Genomic DNA, 17,656 nt, shown 5'->3' with positions numbered 1-17,656 from the left:
CGCTTGACGCTGAAACGGCATCCGGCCTTCACCGCATCGCCCGGGATCACGGCTCCACTTTGTATATGGTGCTTCTCGCCGCGTACAATACGTTACTCGCACGCTTGAGCGGGCAGGAAGACATCATCGTCGGCTCGCCGATTGCCGGGCGCCCGCACAAAGACCTTGAACCGATTCTCGGCATGTTCGTCAACACGCTCGCCATCAGAACGGAGCCGAAAGGGGACAAACGGTTCACCGATTATTTGGCGGAAGTCCGCCAGGCTGCGCTTGAGGCGTATGAGCATCAGGACTACCCGTTTGAAGAGCTTGTGGAGCGGCTCGGGGTGCAGCGGGACACAAGCCGCAATCCGCTGTTTGACGCCATGCTTGTCGTCCAGAATATAGAGCATGAGGAACTGCTGTTGGACGGTTTGCATATTCAGAATGCGGACGTGTCCCGTCCGGTTTCCAAATTTGATGTCACTTTGCAGGCTTCTGAAGGCGGGGGACAGATTCATTTTCTGTTTGAATATGCGGCGTCTTTATTCCGGAAAGAAACGATGCAGCGCTGGGCTTCCCACTTTATGACGATGCTTGAACACATTGTCCGTGAACCGGAAACTTCTTTACAAGCGATCAGCATGCTGACTGCTCCGGAACGGAACCGGATTCTTTCGGACTTTAACGGCATGACGGATCAACAGCTGCCTGAAAAAACAGTTCATGAACTGTTCATCACCCAGGCGCGAAAAACACCTGATGCCGCGGCCCTTATCAGCGGGGAAACATTGATCACATACAAAGAATTAGATGACTGGTCGAATAAAATCGCCAGAGCCCTGCAAAAACGGCAGATCGGACCTGATGCAGCCGTCGGCATTGTGATACCAAGATCGCCGGAACAAGTAGCGGCAGTCTTCGGGGTTTGGAAAGCCGGAGGAGCTTACGTCCCGATAGATCCTGAATATCCGGAGGAACGCAAGCAATATATCATCTCAGACAGCGGCACAGCGCTTCTCCTTACCGCACACGGTGCGATAGAACAAGTGCCTGATCGTTTTAACGGTGAAGTGCTCGCACTGGAGGATATTCAAGAACAGGATGCTTCGCCGGTCCAGTCATTATCAGCACCGGAAGATTTGGCTTACATCATTTATACATCGGGAACGACAGGCAGGCCGAAAGGGGTTATGGTCGAACATCGATCCGTCAGCCAAACCCTTCAATGGCGGAGCGGATTTTATGATCTGAATGAGAAAGATACGATTCTTCAGCTCTTTTCATTTTCATTTGACGGGTTTGTAACAAGCATGTTCACACCGCTGATTTCCGGTGCGAAAGCGGCCGTTTTAGCCGAAGATGAAGCAAGAGATATTCTTGCTATTAAACACTATCTTGCATCTTACCGCATCACTCACATGATCATTGTTCCCGTACTGTACCGTACACTGCTTGACGTACTGGAGCCGGGGGATGCAGAGTCTCTCAGAATTGTCACATTAGCGGGAGAAGCTGTCGACCAAAACATTATCAGCCGCAGTTTATCAGTTTGTCCACACACTGAGCTTGCCAATGAGTACGGCCCGACGGAAAACAGCGTCGCCACTACAGCGGCAAGACATATAGAACAAAGTAAGAACATCACGATCGGCCGTCCGATTGAGCATTCACACGTTTATATTTTAAACGGAGATCATCCGCAGCCGATCGGTGTAACGGGAGAACTTTGCATTTCGGGTTCCGGCCTTGCAAGAGGGTACCGCAATCTTCCTAAGCAAACGGCCCAAGCCTTTGTCCAAGACCCGTTCCAGAAGAACCGGCGCATGTACCGCACGGGCGACCTGGCAAAATGGCTGCCGGACGGCACGCTGCAGTATATCGGCCGAATGGACGAGCAAGTCAAAATCAGAGGCTACCGGGTGGAACTGAAAGAAATTGAATCCGCCTTAACAGGCATAAAAGGAGTCAAAGAAGCAGCCGTCACCGCTCTGCCCGCATCAGCAGGCCAAACGGAACTATGCGCTTATATCGTGACAGAAGAAGGAACAGAAAGTGAAACTGTGCAGCAAGCACTCAGAAATGAAATGCCCGCTTATATGGTGCCGGCGTTCTTTGAAACACTTGAAGCCCTGCCTGTCACACCGAACGGGAAGCTTGACCGCCGCGCGCTTCCTGAGCCGCGGAAAAAAGCGCACACCGGACGGGCATTTACCGAGCCTGAAAGCGACATGGAAAAAGAGCTGTCCGCGATTTGGAGCGAAGTGCTCGGAACTGAAAACATTGCCGCGGATCAATCATTTTTTGAACTGGGCGGCGATTCCATTAAAGCCCTGCAAGTATCAGCCCGATTACATCAGGCAGGAAAACAGATCGCCGTAAAAGATATTTTCAGCCGGCCGACAATTAGGGAGCTGGCGCCTTATGTCCGTACAGAGCGGCAGCCGGTCAGCCAAGCTCCTGCAGAAGGAGAAGTGAAGTGGTCGCCGATTCACAAATGGTTCTTCACACAAGACATGAAGGAAGCAAATCATTTTAACCAGTCCGTCATGCTGACGAGAGCAAATTCAATAGATGAAGAGGCTCTGAGGAAAACGTTAAAAGCCATTACCGTTCATCATGATGCCTTGCGCATTGTCTGCAAAAAAGACGAAGAGAAAGGTCTTCTCCTCTTCAACAGACCGGCTGACCTCGCAGATGAGCAGCTTTACAGCCTGACCATATTAGAAATGGAAGGCGATGAGCATGAGAAGGAACGTTTTGTAAAACGCCGCGTCGCAGAGCTTCAGAGAAACATGGATTTAGAGAACGGGCCGCTGGTACAGGCGGGGCTGTTCCGCTCTGAAGCAGAAGATTACTTGTTTCTGACGGTCCATCATCTCGCTGTCGACGGGATATCATGGCGGATTTTATTGGAAGACTTGGCTTCTGCTTATGAACAGGCCGTCTCTGGACAGGAAATCAAACTCCCTCCGAAAACCATGTCATTCAAAACATATACGGAGCAGCTGGCCGATTATGCCGAAAGTAAACAGCTTCTTCAGCAGGCGGAGTATTGGCGGGAGATTGAACACTATGAAACAGAAAGTCTTCCTTACGAACAGGCAGATTTATCTCAAACTCCTGCAAAAAAACGGAACACGGTATCCTTCACTCTGACAGAAAGTGAAACGGACGCCCTGTTGAAAGATGTGCACAGTGCCTACAATACGGATACGCAAGATGTGCTTTTGGCTTCCGCCGTGCTTGCCATTCAAAAGTGGTCGCCGCGGCACGCTTTGAAAATCGCCCTTGAAGGACACGGACGCCAATCAGAGCAGGCAGGTGCGGACATCAGCAGGACAGTGGGGTGGTTCACTTCCATTTACCCGGTGCTTTTCCGGAGCGGAGTTTATGAACCTCTTGAAGAATATGAAATTCGCACATTGAAATCCGTCAAAGACACATTGCGGCGCATTCCGGATAAAGGGAACGGATACGGCGTCCTCAAATATTTAACACCGCCGAAGCTTGCCGGGATGACTTTCGGGAAAGCACCGGAGATCAGCTTTAATTATCTCGGACAATTCGATGCGCCCGGCGGGAACCCGGCAGAAACGGAACAGCCTGACGCGTTTCAGTTTTCTCCTTTGGGAGGCGGAGATGATGTGACAGATACATGGAAACGGGAGCAGTCACTTGAAATCAGCGCGATTGCGGCAAAAGGCCGGATGACCGTCAGCATTTCCTATGAAACGGAGCGCTTCCGGCAAGATACGATCGAACGGCTGTCCGAAAGCTGCCGGTATTATCTCCTGAAACTGTCGGAACACTGCCTCAGCAAAACCGATACGGAGAAGACCGTCAGTGACTTTGATGATCGGGAGCTGACTGAGGAAGCATTGCAGGATATTGCCGACTTACTCAGCTTCCACTAAACCGAGCGGGAGGAACACATGGACAAAACAAAAAATATCCAAAATATTTATCCCCTCAGCCGAATGCAGGAAGGAATGCTTTTTCATTCCTTTCTGCAAAAGGAGGGGGCTGCATATATCGAGCAATCCGTCTTCACCATAAAAGGCCGGCTTCGTCCGGAATTGTTTGAGCAAAGCGTACAGTCTGTCATCAGCCGTCACGATATTTTCAGAACGGTTTTTTTACCTCATGTCGCTCAGCTGAACGGCCCCCGCCAAGTTGTGCTGCGTGAGCGGGAATTCCGGCTGCACCGCGAAGATCTTACACATTTGGACGAAGCGGAACAGAGCATCTATTTACAACGATTTAAGGAACGTGACCGCTTAAAAGGCTTTGACTTGCAAAAGGATATGCTGATGCGCGTTTCTTTGTTTAAAACGGCTGACGAAAAATATGTATGCGTCTGGAGTCACCATCACATCCTTATGGACGGCTGGTGCCTCGGCATCGTCCTTCAGGAATTCATGCATATGTACCGGGCGATTGAATCAGGCTCACCTGTCACACTGGCACCCGCAAAGCCTTACAGCACTTATATTACATGGCTGACTGCTCAGGACAAAGACGCGGCTTCTGAGTATTGGAAAGGATATTTAGCAGGCTGCGAGACACCCTCAGGACTCCCGAAAATATCGGCCCGTCCCCAGGAAAAAGGCTACCGCAAGGAAGAGCTGCTGTTTTCTATAGATCAAAACCTGACGGACAAGCTGAAAACCATCGCCAAAGAAGAGGGCGCTACGCTCGCAGTTCTTATGCAGACTGTATGGGGCCTTATGCTGCAGCGCTACAACCGGACGGACGATGCCGTATTCGGCGCCGTCGTATCAGGGCGGCCTTCCGTCATTGACGGCGTGGAAAGCATGATCGGGCTGTTTATCAATACCGTTCCGGTACGCATTAAAACGGGTGACGAAAGCTTTAGAGAACTGCTGGGCCGCTTGCAGAAAGAAATGCTTGACTCAGAGGCGTTCAGCTATCATCCGCTTGCTGACATCCAATCGCAGACTGAGCTGAAACAGGATTTAATCGACCATATTATCGTGTTTGAAAATTATCCGATTCAGCAGCAGATGAAAGACGCGGAAAAGGAATCGGATGCACCATTCCGGATCGGGAATGTCAACGTTTCGGAACAATCGGGCTACGATTTTAACCTCATCATAGCGCCTGGCGATGAGCTGCTCATCAAATTCAGCTACAATGCGAACGTTTATGACGAAGTATGGATAGAGAGCGTAAAAGGACACTTGGAAGAAGCTCTGCGCGGCGCCGCCTTCAATCCCGATGTTCCCGCTGATCGGCTTCCGATGCTCGGACAAAAGGAAAAATCAAGAATAATCGGCGAATTTAATGACACGAAAACAACTTATGAAAGAGATGAAAGCATCATCAGCCTGTTCAGCCGACAGGTGAAGAAAACCCCGGACCATCAGGCGCTTCACGCCGGCGGGCTGACGATGACGTACCGGGAGCTCGATGAACGGTCAACTGCATTCGCCCGCACCCTGCTGGAAAACGGTCTGGCGCCAAAGGGAATTGCCGGGATTCTGGCCGAACGCTCACCGGAATTTATCATCGCTGTTCTCGCTGTATTGAAAGCGGGAGGGACGTACCTTCCTCTTGATGCAGAACTGCCAACCGACAGGATCGCCGATATGCTCACTGAGAGCGGAGCACAGCTGTTAACGGTACAAAAAGGAATTGAGACTGACATTGACTTTTCTCACATCATCTCTATCCCGGCTGCAGCTGAAAAACAAACACCTGATGCGGGAAAACTGAATACCGATACAGCACCTGATGACCTTGCCTATATTATGTATACATCCGGTTCAACAGGAAAACCGAAGGGCGTGATGATTTCCAACCGAAACGTCGTATCGCTCGTGTCAAACAGCAATTACACGTCGGCTGGCATGTCGGACCGTCTCATTCTGACAGGGTCCATCGGTTTTGATGCAGTGACGTTTGAAATCTTCGGAGCGCTTTTGAACGGAGCATGTCTTCATGTGGTTGACCGCTCGACAATGCTTGCCCCTGAGAGGTTCGGCAATTATCTTTCTTCCAACCGTATTACGATTCTGTTTTTGACGACGGCGCTCTTTAACCAGTTCGCCCAGGCAGATCCGGAGATGTTTTCTGGGTTGCACACCTTATATGTCGGCGGAGAAGCATTGTCCCCGGCGCTCATCAATAAGGTCAGACACCGCTGTCCGAATCTCAGCCTTTATAACATATACGGACCGACAGAAAATACGACATTTTCTACCTTTTACGAAATCAGGCACGATTTTTCTCAGCCGATCCCAATCGGAAAACCGATCAGCAATTCAACCGCGTATATCATTGATAAAAATGGCGGACTTGCGCCGATCGGCGTGCCCGGTGAGCTTTGTGTCGGCGGTGACGGGGTTGCCAAAGGCTATTTAAACAGGCCTGACTTAACAAGTGAAGCGTTTGTCAGCCACCCGGTTCATCCTGAAGAAAAGATCTACAAAACAGGCGACTTGGCACACTGGCTGCCTGATGGAAGCATCGGATACATCAGCCGTATCGACCGCCAATTCAAGATTCGCGGGAAGCGGATTGAGCCGGCCGAAATCGAAGCGCGCTTGACTGAAATTGATGGAATCAGGGAAGCGGCAGTCATCGTGTCAGACGAAGGACAAGAAGCAATCCTTTGTGCGTATTATACAGGCGCACATGTTGAAGAAAGAGCCATTCGATCCCTGTTGGCCAGGTCGCTTCCCGACTATATGATTCCTCAGTATGTGATGAAGCTTGACCGTATGCCGCTTACCGCAAACGGCAAAGTGGACCGCCGCGGGCTGCCTGCGCCAGAACGGAAAAAAACGTCATCAAAAGCCGTTCCGCCACGAAACTGGGTAGAGCGTGAGCTGATCGACATTTGGACGCCGATCCTCGGCTGCAGGGAGCTGGGCATACAGGATGACTTCTTTGAGCTGGGCGGCCATTCTTTGAAAGCATTGCAAGTGATTCATCAGCTGAAGACCAGGCAGCAGATGGATGTGCCAATTGAAATGATATTTGAATATCCGACAATTGAACAATTGGCTGAAAAGCTGTATTCAAACACACTGACAGAAGCTGCAGAGCAGCATATCAGCAGACTGAACCAGCCGAAAGGCCGAAATCTTTTCTGTTTTCCGCCTATCTCAGGTTTCGGGATTTTCTTTAAAGATCTTGCGGCGGCATTAAACGAACGGGCTGCTGTGTACGGTTTTAACTTTATTGAAGAAGACAGCAGAATGGAACAATACATTGATAAAATGCTGGAAATCCAGCCGGAAGGCCCTTATATACTCTTCGGATATTCGGCAGGCGGCAATACGGCATTCGAGGCGGCAAAAGCGATGGAAAAGCGCGGCTTAGAAATCAGCGACGTCATTATCGCAGACGCGTACAGAAAGCTTGACACATTGCCGCCGCAGCCAACAAACGCAACAGCCGAAAATGTCCCGGAAGCCGTCAGGGAAGCGGTCATCCGAAAAACAGAGCGCTATCAAACGTACTGGGCGGAACTGATAAATGACGGCCAAATCGCGGCAAACCTCCATTTTATCGAGGCCGGCATAAAGGAAGAGCACAGTGATAAGACCGAGCCGATGAAATGGGAAGGCGCCACAACGGGACTCTATCAGGAATATCAAGGCGGGGGCGCCCATAAAGATATGTTTGAACCCGCCTTTGCACAGCAAAATGCTGAGGTCATACTGGACATCATTGCAAACAGCGGAAGACGCTTGGCGCGGCATCTGTAACATCCGGCAGAATGGTTCAGGATGACAGAGGGCAAGATAGGGGAATCAAACCAGTTTTTTGGAGGCTTTGACATGACGAACCTATCTTGGCTTACGTATGTAATGATCATTCTTGCCAGCTACCGGCTGACCCATTTGATCGTATTTGATAAGATTACGGAATTCATAAGAAAACCCTTTATAAAGCAAGAAAAAACCGTCGATCAAAACGGGCGTGCCGTCCAAAAAAAAGTCCCTTCCTCCGCATTCGGTTATATGCTGCAATGTTATTGGTGTGCGGGCGTCTGGTGCGCCATATTGATCGGCATCTGCTACTTGGTCTGGCCCCGCTATGCACATCCGGTTATTTTCATTTTGTCCATCGCCGGAGCGCAGGCCATTCTTGAAACGTGTGTCGGCGTCGGAACGAAGGTCATTGACGTGCTCGCCGCTATGAAACATAAAAAGTCCTGAAGCGTTTTGATTCGCTTTAGGACTTTTTTCTTTCCCTTTTAGGCTGAGAGGAGCAAAGCAGGCTTTCTGATTCACCGCCCGGAATGCTTCGGAATACCGTAAAGCAGAGAGGGGGAAAAACATGAAAAGCTGCCGTTTTAGCATGATATGGTTTTTGGCCGTTGTACTGACAGCCGGCATCTTTACATTCTCAGCATCCGCACAAGCAAGCGGCACTCAGCCGGAGAGAGAAATGAGAGCCGTATGGATCGCGTCTGTCACCAATATCGACTGGCCCTCTAAAAAAGGGCTGTCACCGGAAGAGCAAAAAAGAGAATACAGCAAGCTGCTGGATGACGTTCAGGAGATGGGAATGAACGCCGTTATCGTCCAAATTAAGCCTGCGGCTGATGCTTTTTATCCATCAGATTACGGGCCTTGGTCAGAGTATCTGACAGGAACACAAGGCAAAAATCCCGGCTACGATCCGCTTGCTTTTTTAGTTGAAGAGACACATAAACGGAATCTTGAATTTCACGCTTGGTTCAATCCTTACCGGATCACGATGAATCACACAAATTTGAATGCGCTTTCAGATGATCATCCCGCGCGTTCGCATCCGGACTGGGTCGCTGCATACGGAAAACAGCTGTACTACAATCCGGGCATTCCGGAAGTAAGACAATTTATAACGGATGGAATCAAAGAGGTGGTCAGCCGTTATGACATTGATGCGGTTCATATGGATGATTATTTTTATCCTTATAAAATTGCCGGACAGGAATTCCCCGATCAGGCGGAATACGAACGGTACGGAAAAGCTCACTTTGCATCAGTTGATGACTGGCGCAGGGATAACGTCAACCGGCTTGTAAAAGAAATCAACCAAACCATCAAACGAGAAAAACCTTATGTCAAATTCGGAATCAGCCCGTTCGGCGTATGGAGAAATGCCGCAGATGACCCGACAGGCTCCGAAACGGCCGCAGGGGTGCGGAACTATGATGATTTATATGCTGATACGAGAGAATGGATCCAAAAAGGATACATTGATTACATCGCACCGCAAATTTACTGGAGCATCGGATTTAAAGCGGCGGCATATGACGTCTTAGCGGATTGGTGGGGAAAAGAAGTGAACAATCGGCCGGTGCATTTATATATCGGGCAGGCAGCTTATAAAATCAACAACAACGCTGATCCGGCCTGGGCCGACCCGGGGGAATACGGAAGGCAGATTACTCTAAACAGGGGATCAGCATGGATAAAAGGCAGCATGCATTTCAGTTTAAAGGATTTAAACCGTAATCCGCTCGATGTAAAAAACCGTTTGATCAAAGACATGTACAGCCGGCCCGCATTAATTCCCGAGATGCCTTGGCTCGGACATTCCGCTTTAAAAAAACCGGCTGTCAAACGGGCGGAGAAGAACGCTTCAGGCCATACACTCTATATCGAAGATGCGAAATCCAACGGTAAAAAAACGGCTTATTACGCCATTTACCGCGCAGAAAAGGGAAAGCAGCCTTATTTAGTGGATACAGTCAGAAAAACATCGTCACGGACGCAGACATTTTCAGATACTGATATTCGGGCGAAAGAAGCCTGCACCTATTTCGTTACTTCCGTTGACAGGCTTCACCATGAGAGCCGTCCCTCCGCAAAACGGACAATTAAATAGCCATTATTAATAAAACTGACAGTTGCGGCGCTGTCAGTTTTTTTGTAGCGGATGAGTCCGAATGTTCAGACTTTATTTGGATGGAATGAATAAAGACCCCCATTAATAAAATGTAGAAAGCAGCAGAAGGAGGAAGGTTAATGAATTTTCAACTGACAAAAGAACAGCAGATGGTGCGCGAAATGGTCAGAGATTTCGCCAAAAATGAAATTGCCCCGAAAGCCCATGAGGTTGATCAATCGGCCGTCTTCCCGATAGACACATTTAAAAAAATAGGCGAACTCGGGCTGCTCGGAATTCCGTTTCCGGAAGAATACGGCGGGGCGGGCGGTGATACCATTTCATATGCAGCAGCGGTCGAAGAAATCGGAAAAGCCTGCGGCAGCACGGGGCTGAGCTACGCGGCGGCCGTGTCACTCGGCGCAAGCCCATTATACTATTTCGGTACTGACCAACAAAAGCAAGAACATCTTATTCCGCTTGCTTCGGGAAAAGCGCTCGGATCATTCGGGCTGACAGAGCCGAATGCCGGTTCCGATGCTGGCGGAACCCAGACAAAAGCCGAGAAAAAGGGCGATGACTATGTGATAAACGGAGAGAAATGCTGGATCACAAACGCAAATTACGCCCGCACGGTCATTGTCACCGCCGTTACGGGAAAGAACTCCGCCGGAAAACCGATCATTTCAGCTCTCATCGTCCCGACAGACACACCGGGATTTACGATCACAAATCCGTACGACAAGATGGGTGTGAGAGGGTCGGATACGGCCGAACTTGTGCTGGAGGATGTCAGGGTGCCTGCCGATAACCTGCTCGGTGATCCTGAAAAAGGTTTTAAACAATTTTTATATACATTAGACGGCGGGCGGATCTCGATTGCGGCACTGGCTGTCGGTATCGCTCAAGGCGCACTGGAGGCATCGCTGTCATATGCGAAGGAACGCAAGCAGTTCGGCAGTCCGATATCGTCATTTCAAGCCATTCAATTTAAGCTGGCCGATATGGCGATGGAAATTGACCTTGCCAGACAGATGGTGCTTAAAGCGGCATGGCTGAAGGATCAAAACCTGCCATTTACGAAAGAAGCTGCATTCGCCAAGCTTTATGCTTCAGAAATGGCCGTCAGAACATGCCTTCAGGCCATCCAAATTCATGGCGGTTCCGGTTATATGAAGGAATGCGGCGTCGAACGTATGCTTCGTGACGCAAAGCTGATGGAGATTGGCGAAGGAACGTCAGAAATTCAAAGAATGGTCATCGCAAGACAGCTTTTGAAGTGAAATGAAAACGTTTACTAAGACAGGGATGGAAGGGGGGCAGGTCATATGGCTGAACTTATCCATTTAACAGCCGGAAAGCTGCTTGAGCGGACCGCGGAGCTTTTTCCGGATCGTGAAGCGGTTGTTTACCCTGAGCGCGGCCTTCGTTATACGTATGCCGAGTTTGACCGGTTATGCCGGCAAACCGCAAAAGGGCTGATGAAGCTGGGAGTTGAAAAAGGAGATCATGTTGCCATATGGGCATCCAACATTCCGGAATGGCTCGCGGCGCAATTTGCAACGGCGAAAATCGGCGCCGTTCTGGTCACCATTAATACCAATTTTCAAATCGCAGAGCTCGATTATCTGCTGGCGCATTCAGACGTCTCGGCCTTGATAATCATGGATTCCTACCGGCAGACATCTTATGTTGAGATGGTGAATAAGCTAATTCCGGAGCTGAAAACTTGTGAGCGCGGCAGGCTGCGTTCGAAACGTTATCCCTTTTTAAGGACGGTGTTATATATCGGTGATAAAAGCCTGCCCGGGATGCACCGTTGGGATTCATTGCTGGATAATGCCGAAGCTGTAACGGATGCAGCGCTTGACGGAAGGATGGACAGCCTGAAAAAGGATGATTGCATTCATATGCAATATACATCAGGTACGACCGGATTTCCGAAAGGCGTCATGCTCTCACATTTTAATATCGTAAATAACGCGGCCAATATCGCAGAATGCATGAAGCTTACTTCATGTGACCGTTTATGTATTCCCGTGCCGTTTTTCCACTGCTTTGGGTGCGTGCTCGGCGTGCTGGCATGTGTTTCCGCGGGTGCGGCGATGATTCCGATCGAACAGTTTTCTCCGCCGGCCGTTCTGAAAACGGTGGAGCAAGAAGCCTGCACGGCTCTGCACGGTGTACCGACGATGTTTATCGCCCTCCTAAATGACAGCCGTTTTTCTGAATATGATCTTTCCCACGTCCGAACCGGGATTATGGCAGGCTCGCCATGCCCGGCGGAAGTCATGAGAGAAGTGATCGGCAAAATGGGGATGACTGACATTACAATTGCCTACGGACAGACCGAAGCATCACCTGTCATTACGCAGACAAGAACAGATGATCCGTTTGAAAGAAGAGTGGAAACAGCGGGGCGCGCGCTTCCCCATATCGAAGTCAGAATCGTTCGGCCCGGAACATCCCAAGAAGCCGCCAGGGGCGAACAAGGAGAGCTCTGCACCCGCGGATATCATGTCATGAAAGGCTATTATAAAAATCAAGAAGCGACCGAAGAAGCGATAGACAAAGACGGCTGGCTGCATACCGGTGATTTGGCGGTCATGGACGAGGACGGATACTGCAAAATCACGGGCCGTCTGAAAGACATGCTGATCAGGGGCGGCGAAAATATCTATCCGCGCGAGATTGAGGAAATGTTATATCGGCATCCCGCAGTGGCGGACGTTCAGGTCGTCGGCGTGCCTGATCCGAAATACGGAGAAGAGGCCGCGGCGTGGATCAGGCTCAAAGACGGACAAACCGCTTCCGCAGAAGACATCAGAACCTTTTGCAAAGAACATATCGCCCGCTATAAAGTCCCCAGGTACGTTTTGTTTACAGATGAATATCCAATGACAGCCTCAGGAAAAATTCAGAAATTCAAGCTGCGGGAAAAAACGATTGAAGAGCTCAAGTTAACTTAATGAAAAGGGAGTGCTTCACATTTGTTTAAAAAAGTCCTGATTGCCAACAGAGGAGAAATCGCCTTACGAATTATCCGCACCTGCAAACGTCTCGGCATCCCCTCGGCAGCTGTGTATTCAGAAGCCGACCGGGACGCGCTGCATGTAAAAGCGGCTGATGAGGCCTATCCGATCGGTAAATCGAGAGTAAATGAAAGCTATTTACATATCGACAGAATCATAGAAGCCGCCAAATCCGCCGGAGCGAACGCCATTCATCCGGGCTACGGGCTTCTGTCAGAAAACAGCCTGTTCGCCGAACGCTGCCGAAAGGAACAAATCACATTTATCGGTCCGCCCGGTGATATCATCGCCAAGATGGGAAGCAAGATTGAAGCCCGAAAAACGATGCAAAAAGCAAAGGTCCCGATCGTTCCCGGTGTTTCAGAGCCATTGCCCGATGTTCACTCCGCCTTAGCCGAAGCCCGTGCCATCGGTTTTCCGGTCATGCTGAAAGCATCCGCAGGAGGAGGCGGAATCGGCATGCAGATCGTACATTCAGAAGAAGAGCTGGCCAAAGCGTTTGAAGGCAATCAAAAGCGGGCCGCCTCCTTTTTTGGAGACGGCGCAATGTATATGGAAAAGGTCATTGAAAATGCCCGTCATATTGAAATTCAGATACTCGCAGATTCTTTCGGCAACACCGTTCATCTGTTTGAACGTGACTGTTCAGTCCAAAGGCGCCACCAAAAAGTGATAGAAGAAGCGCCGTCGCCGTTTGTTGACGATGAATTAAGACAAAGACTCGGTGAAACCGCCGTTAAAGCCGCAAAATCGATCGGCTACCAAAATGCAGGCACAATAGAATTTCTCGTCGACCAAAAGAAACAAATCTATTTTTTAGAGATGAACACAAGACTGCAGGTGGAGCATCCGGTGACAGAAGAAATTACAGGACTGGATCTTGTGGAAGAACAGCTGAAAATTGCCGCTGGGCAGGCGCTGCCTTTCTCGCAGAAAGATATCAACCACCGCGGTCATGCGATTGAAGTGCGGATCTATGCGGAAGATCCGGTCACCTTTTACCCGTCACCCGGTACCATCTCGTCTTTTTCCGTTTTAAGACACCCGTCAGTGCGACACGAATGCGCCGTCGAAAAGGGAAGCGTCATTTCTCCGTTTTACGATCCGATGATTGCCAAAATGATCGTCACGGCGAATACGAGAAAACAAGCCATTGAACAACTGAAAACCGCTCTTGGCGAATATCATGTAGAAGGGATTAAAACCAACATTCCGTTGCTTACAAAAATTGCCTATTCAGAAGTGTTTGAAAAGGGCGAGGCAACAACCGGTTTTTTACAAACAATGAACGAGGGGGCGTCCAAATGAGCGTCATAAAAATTCAAATGGCGGGAAACCTGTGGAAAATTCATGTGAAGCCGGGTGATGTCATTGAAGAAGGACAGGAAGTGGCCATCTTGGAATCTATGAAAATGGAAATTCCGATTATCGCTGATGCAGCGGGTACGGTGAAAGAAGTGAAAAAATCAGAAGGTGATTTCACTGATGAAGGAGAGGTCCTGATTGAACTTCAATAAAACGGGAGGTGCAGCATGAACTGTCCGAAACATGTCCGCATCAATGAAGTAGGACCGCGTGACGGCTTGCAGAATGAATCGGCGTGGGTGGATACAGAAGATAAGATTGAGTGGATCAATATGCTGTCAAAAACAGGCCTTCCCTATATCGAAGTGACATCATTCGTGCATCCGAGATGGATTCCGGCTCTTCGTGACAGCCTGGACGTCGCAAAAGGCATTGCCAGATCTGAACATACGGTCTACGCGGCTCTCGTTCCGAACCTCATCGGACTGGAGCATGCGGCAGAAGGCGGAATCGATCAGGCATGTGTATTTTTATCTGCAAGCGAAACCCATAACCAAAAAAACGTAAACAAACCGATTGACCGGACCGTTCAAGAGCTCAGGCGGGTTATTACTGAAGCAAAAGCTGAAAAAATGGCGACGAGAGCTTATCTGTCCACTGTGTTCGGCTGTCCGTACGAACAGAACGTGCCGGTCGAACAAGTCATCCGCCTGTCAGACACCCTGCTCGAAATGGGTGTTGATGAAATATCGCTCGGCGACACGATCGGCGCGGCAAACCCCTTGCAGGTCATAGCCGTGCTTGAAGCCCTTTTGCCGAGAATTCCCGCCTCAAAAATTGCACTCCATTTCCATGATACAAGAGGAACGGCTCTAGCGAATATCATTCCCGCTCTTGATATGGGCATCACATCCTTTGATACTTCCTCAGGCGGGCTTGGCGGCTGCCCGTACGCCCCTGGATCAGCAGGAAACGCTGCCACAGAAGACGTCATTTATATGCTCGAACAAATGGGGATTGATACCGGGACGGACATGAATAAACTTCTTTATGCCGCCGGCTGGATCGCGGATAAAATAGGCAAAGACCTGCCAAGCAGAAACCTGCAGGCATTCAGAACGAAATGAGAAAGGAGAAGCCATGGGAGATTGCGTCTTGTATTCCGTCTGTCAAGAAACGATCGGTCTGATCACGCTGAACCGCCCGCATGCGGCCAACTCGCTGTCTTCAGACATGATTGATCATTTACAGCGTGTGATTGAAGACATCAAAAACTCGCCATTCATTCGTTGTGTCATTCTCACCGGCACCGGGAACACATTTTGCGCCGGTGCTGATTTAAAAGAAAGAGCGGGGATGAATCATGAACAGGTTAAGCAAAGCGTCAGGCGTATCGGTGAAACGGCCGCATCCATTGAAGCTCTCCCGCAGCCGGTCATTGCAGCGCTGAACGGAACTGCTGTCGGAGGAGGCCTTGAACTCGCTCTCGCCTGCGATATCAGAATCGCCGTCAGCCGGGCGGGCCTGGGCCTTCCTGAAACAGGGCTTGCGATCATTCCCGGAGCGGGCGGAACGCAGAGACTGCCCCGGCTTATCGGTCCCGGCGCGGCAAAAGAATTGATCTATACCGGCCGAAGGCTTTCTGCCGAAGAGGGAAAAGACATGAAGCTGATCGAGCATGTTTGTGAAGCCGATGAACTTATGGAAAAAGCAAAAGCACTGGCCGGCCGCATCGCCGCTAATGGGCCGATCGCCGTCAGACAAGCAAAATCCGCGATAAACAAGGGTCTGGAGACAGATCTCAATACAGGACTCGAAATCGAACGAAAAGCATATGAACAAGTCATCCCCACACTTGACAGAGAAGAGGGCCTGCGCGCTTTTAAAGAAAAAAGACCCCCTGAATACAAAGGAAAATAAAACATGGAGGGACTCGGATGGATTACGAAAAAGAACGGCAGACACGCAGCAAAACGATTGAAAAGGGAGGAGCCGCGAAATATCACGCAAGCAACGAAAAGAAGGGAAAACTTTTTGTAAGAGACAGGCTGAAGCTTTTATTCGATGACGGCATATCCGTTGAAGACGCTTTTTTCGCCGAGTGCATGTCAGACGGACTGCCGGCTGACGGGGTCGTTACCGGGATCGGAACCATCGGCGGCAGAACCGTTTGTGTGATGGCAAACGACTCAACCGTAAAGGCGGGCTCGTGGGGCGCGAAAACGGTGGAAAAAATCATCCGCATTCAGGAGACGGCGGAAAAGCTTCAGTGTCCGCTCTTGTACTTAGTCGATTCCGCAGGTGCGAGAATTACGGATCAGGTCGACATGTTCCCGGGCAGAAGGGGAGCCGGCCGCATCTTTTATAATCAAGTAAAGCTGTCGGGCCGCATTCCGCAAATCTGTTTATTGTTCGGCCCTTCCGCTGCGGGCGGCGCTTACATTCCGGCCTTTTGCGACATTGTCATTATGGTTGAGGGCAATGCATCCATGTACTTAGGTTCCCCGCGTATGGCAGAAATGGTGATTGGCGAGAAAGTATCGCTTGAAGAAATGGGCGGCGCCCGTATGCATTGTTCCGTATCAGGCTGCGGTGATCTCCTCGCCCGGACGGAACAGGAAGCAATCATGATGGCGCAGACATATCTCAGCTACTTTCCGGCAAATTATACTGAAAAAGCGCCCGTCAACAAATCTAAGAACCCGAAAGCTTTTGAAAAACCGCTCTCAGATGTCATCCCGGCACATCAAAACGCACCGTTCAACATGATGGATTTAATTGAACGTGTCATTGATGAAGACTCATTTTTTGAGATTAAACCGTTATTTGCGCAGGAATTAATAACGGGGCTTGCGCGGATTCACGGACAGCCGGTCGGCATTATCGCCAATCAGCCGCGTGTCAAAGGCGGGGTTTTATTTCTCGATTCGGCGGATAAAGCCGCAAAATTTATCGCTTTGTGCGACGCATTCCATATTCCGCTTCTATTTTTAGCAGACATTCCCGGATTCATGATCGGAACGAAGGTTGAGCAGGCGGGCATCATCAGGCATGGCGCAAAAATGATCTCCGCAATGGCGGAAGCGACTGTTCCGAAGCTTTCCGTTATCGTCAGAAAAGCCTACGGTGCCGGATTATACGCGATGGCGGGGCCTGCTTTTGAACCGGACTGCTGTTTAGCGCTTCCGACTGCGCAAATTGCCGTTATGGGTCCTGAAGCAGCGGTGAATGCGGTCTACGCAAACAAAATCAGTGAGCTAGCCACTGAAGAAAGGCCGGCTTTTATTCAAGAAAAGCGTGATGAATATAAGGAAGACATTAACCTTTACCGGCTTGCTTCTGAAATGGTGATTGACGGCATTGTTCCTGCTGATTCCTTGCGGGAAGAACTCAATAAACGCCTCACTGCTTACATGTCCAAACAACTGACATTCACACACCGGAAACACCCCGTATACCCGGTATAAATAAAAAAAGACTGCATAGAT

General features: G+C 49.9%; 11 protein-coding genes. All 11 read left to right on the top strand.

The window, feature by feature from the left end:
- The coding region (locus BR62_RS0117085; RefSeq protein ID WP_032871616.1) for a non-ribosomal peptide synthetase at positions 1–3,896 on the top strand (3,896 nt) is incomplete at its 5' end.
- Between the two features lie 18 nt (positions 3,897–3,914).
- Complete coding sequence (locus BR62_RS0117080; RefSeq protein ID WP_032871615.1) at positions 3,915–7,718, top strand: non-ribosomal peptide synthetase; 3,804 nt, start codon at positions 3,915–3,917, stop codon at positions 7,716–7,718.
- 72 nt (positions 7,719–7,790) lie between these two features.
- On the top strand, positions 7,791–8,171 hold the full coding sequence (locus BR62_RS0117075; RefSeq protein WP_007410116.1) for a DUF1360 domain-containing protein: 381 nt from the start codon (positions 7,791–7,793) through the stop codon (positions 8,169–8,171).
- A 121-nt stretch (positions 8,172–8,292) separates the two neighbouring features.
- On the top strand, positions 8,293–9,831 hold the full coding sequence (locus BR62_RS0117070) for a glycoside hydrolase family 10-like protein (RefSeq protein WP_007410117.1): 1,539 nt from the start codon (positions 8,293–8,295) through the stop codon (positions 9,829–9,831).
- Between the two features lie 140 nt (positions 9,832–9,971).
- Entirely contained in the window at positions 9,972–11,114 is a 1,143-nt protein-coding gene (locus BR62_RS0117065; RefSeq protein ID WP_007410118.1) for an acyl-CoA dehydrogenase family protein, read from the top strand.
- A 45-nt stretch (positions 11,115–11,159) separates the two neighbouring features.
- A complete protein-coding gene (locus tag BR62_RS0117060; protein ID WP_032871613.1) occupies positions 11,160–12,800 on the top strand; it encodes an AMP-binding protein in 1,641 nt (546 codons plus the stop codon).
- A gap of 21 nt (positions 12,801–12,821) precedes the next feature.
- Positions 12,822–14,171 (top strand): acetyl-CoA carboxylase biotin carboxylase subunit, encoded by a 1,350-nt coding sequence (locus tag BR62_RS0117055; protein WP_032871611.1) that lies wholly within the window; start codon positions 12,822–12,824, stop codon positions 14,169–14,171.
- Entirely contained in the window at positions 14,168–14,380 is a 213-nt protein-coding gene (locus BR62_RS0117050) for an acetyl-CoA carboxylase biotin carboxyl carrier protein subunit (RefSeq protein WP_007410121.1), read from the top strand. The genes BR62_RS0117055 and BR62_RS0117050 overlap by 4 nt, the downstream gene beginning before the upstream one ends.
- A gap of 15 nt (positions 14,381–14,395) precedes the next feature.
- Positions 14,396–15,295, top strand: coding sequence for a hydroxymethylglutaryl-CoA lyase (locus tag BR62_RS0117045; protein ID WP_007410122.1), 900 nt, complete (start codon positions 14,396–14,398; stop codon positions 15,293–15,295).
- 13 nt (positions 15,296–15,308) lie between these two features.
- Positions 15,309–16,088 (top strand): enoyl-CoA hydratase, encoded by a 780-nt coding sequence (locus BR62_RS0117040; RefSeq protein WP_032871610.1) that lies wholly within the window; start codon positions 15,309–15,311, stop codon positions 16,086–16,088.
- A gap of 17 nt (positions 16,089–16,105) precedes the next feature.
- A complete protein-coding gene (locus BR62_RS0117035; RefSeq protein WP_032871609.1) occupies positions 16,106–17,635 on the top strand; it encodes an acyl-CoA carboxylase subunit beta in 1,530 nt (509 codons plus the stop codon).
- The last annotated feature ends 21 nt before the right edge of the window (positions 17,636–17,656 follow it).

Source organism: Bacillus sp. UNC69MF, assembly GCF_000746035.1.
Classification (GTDB): domain Bacteria; phylum Bacillota; class Bacilli; order Bacillales; family Bacillaceae; genus Bacillus; species Bacillus velezensis.
The sequence above is the reverse complement of the archived record's forward strand: the minus strand, read 5'-3'. Positions and strand labels throughout refer to the sequence as shown.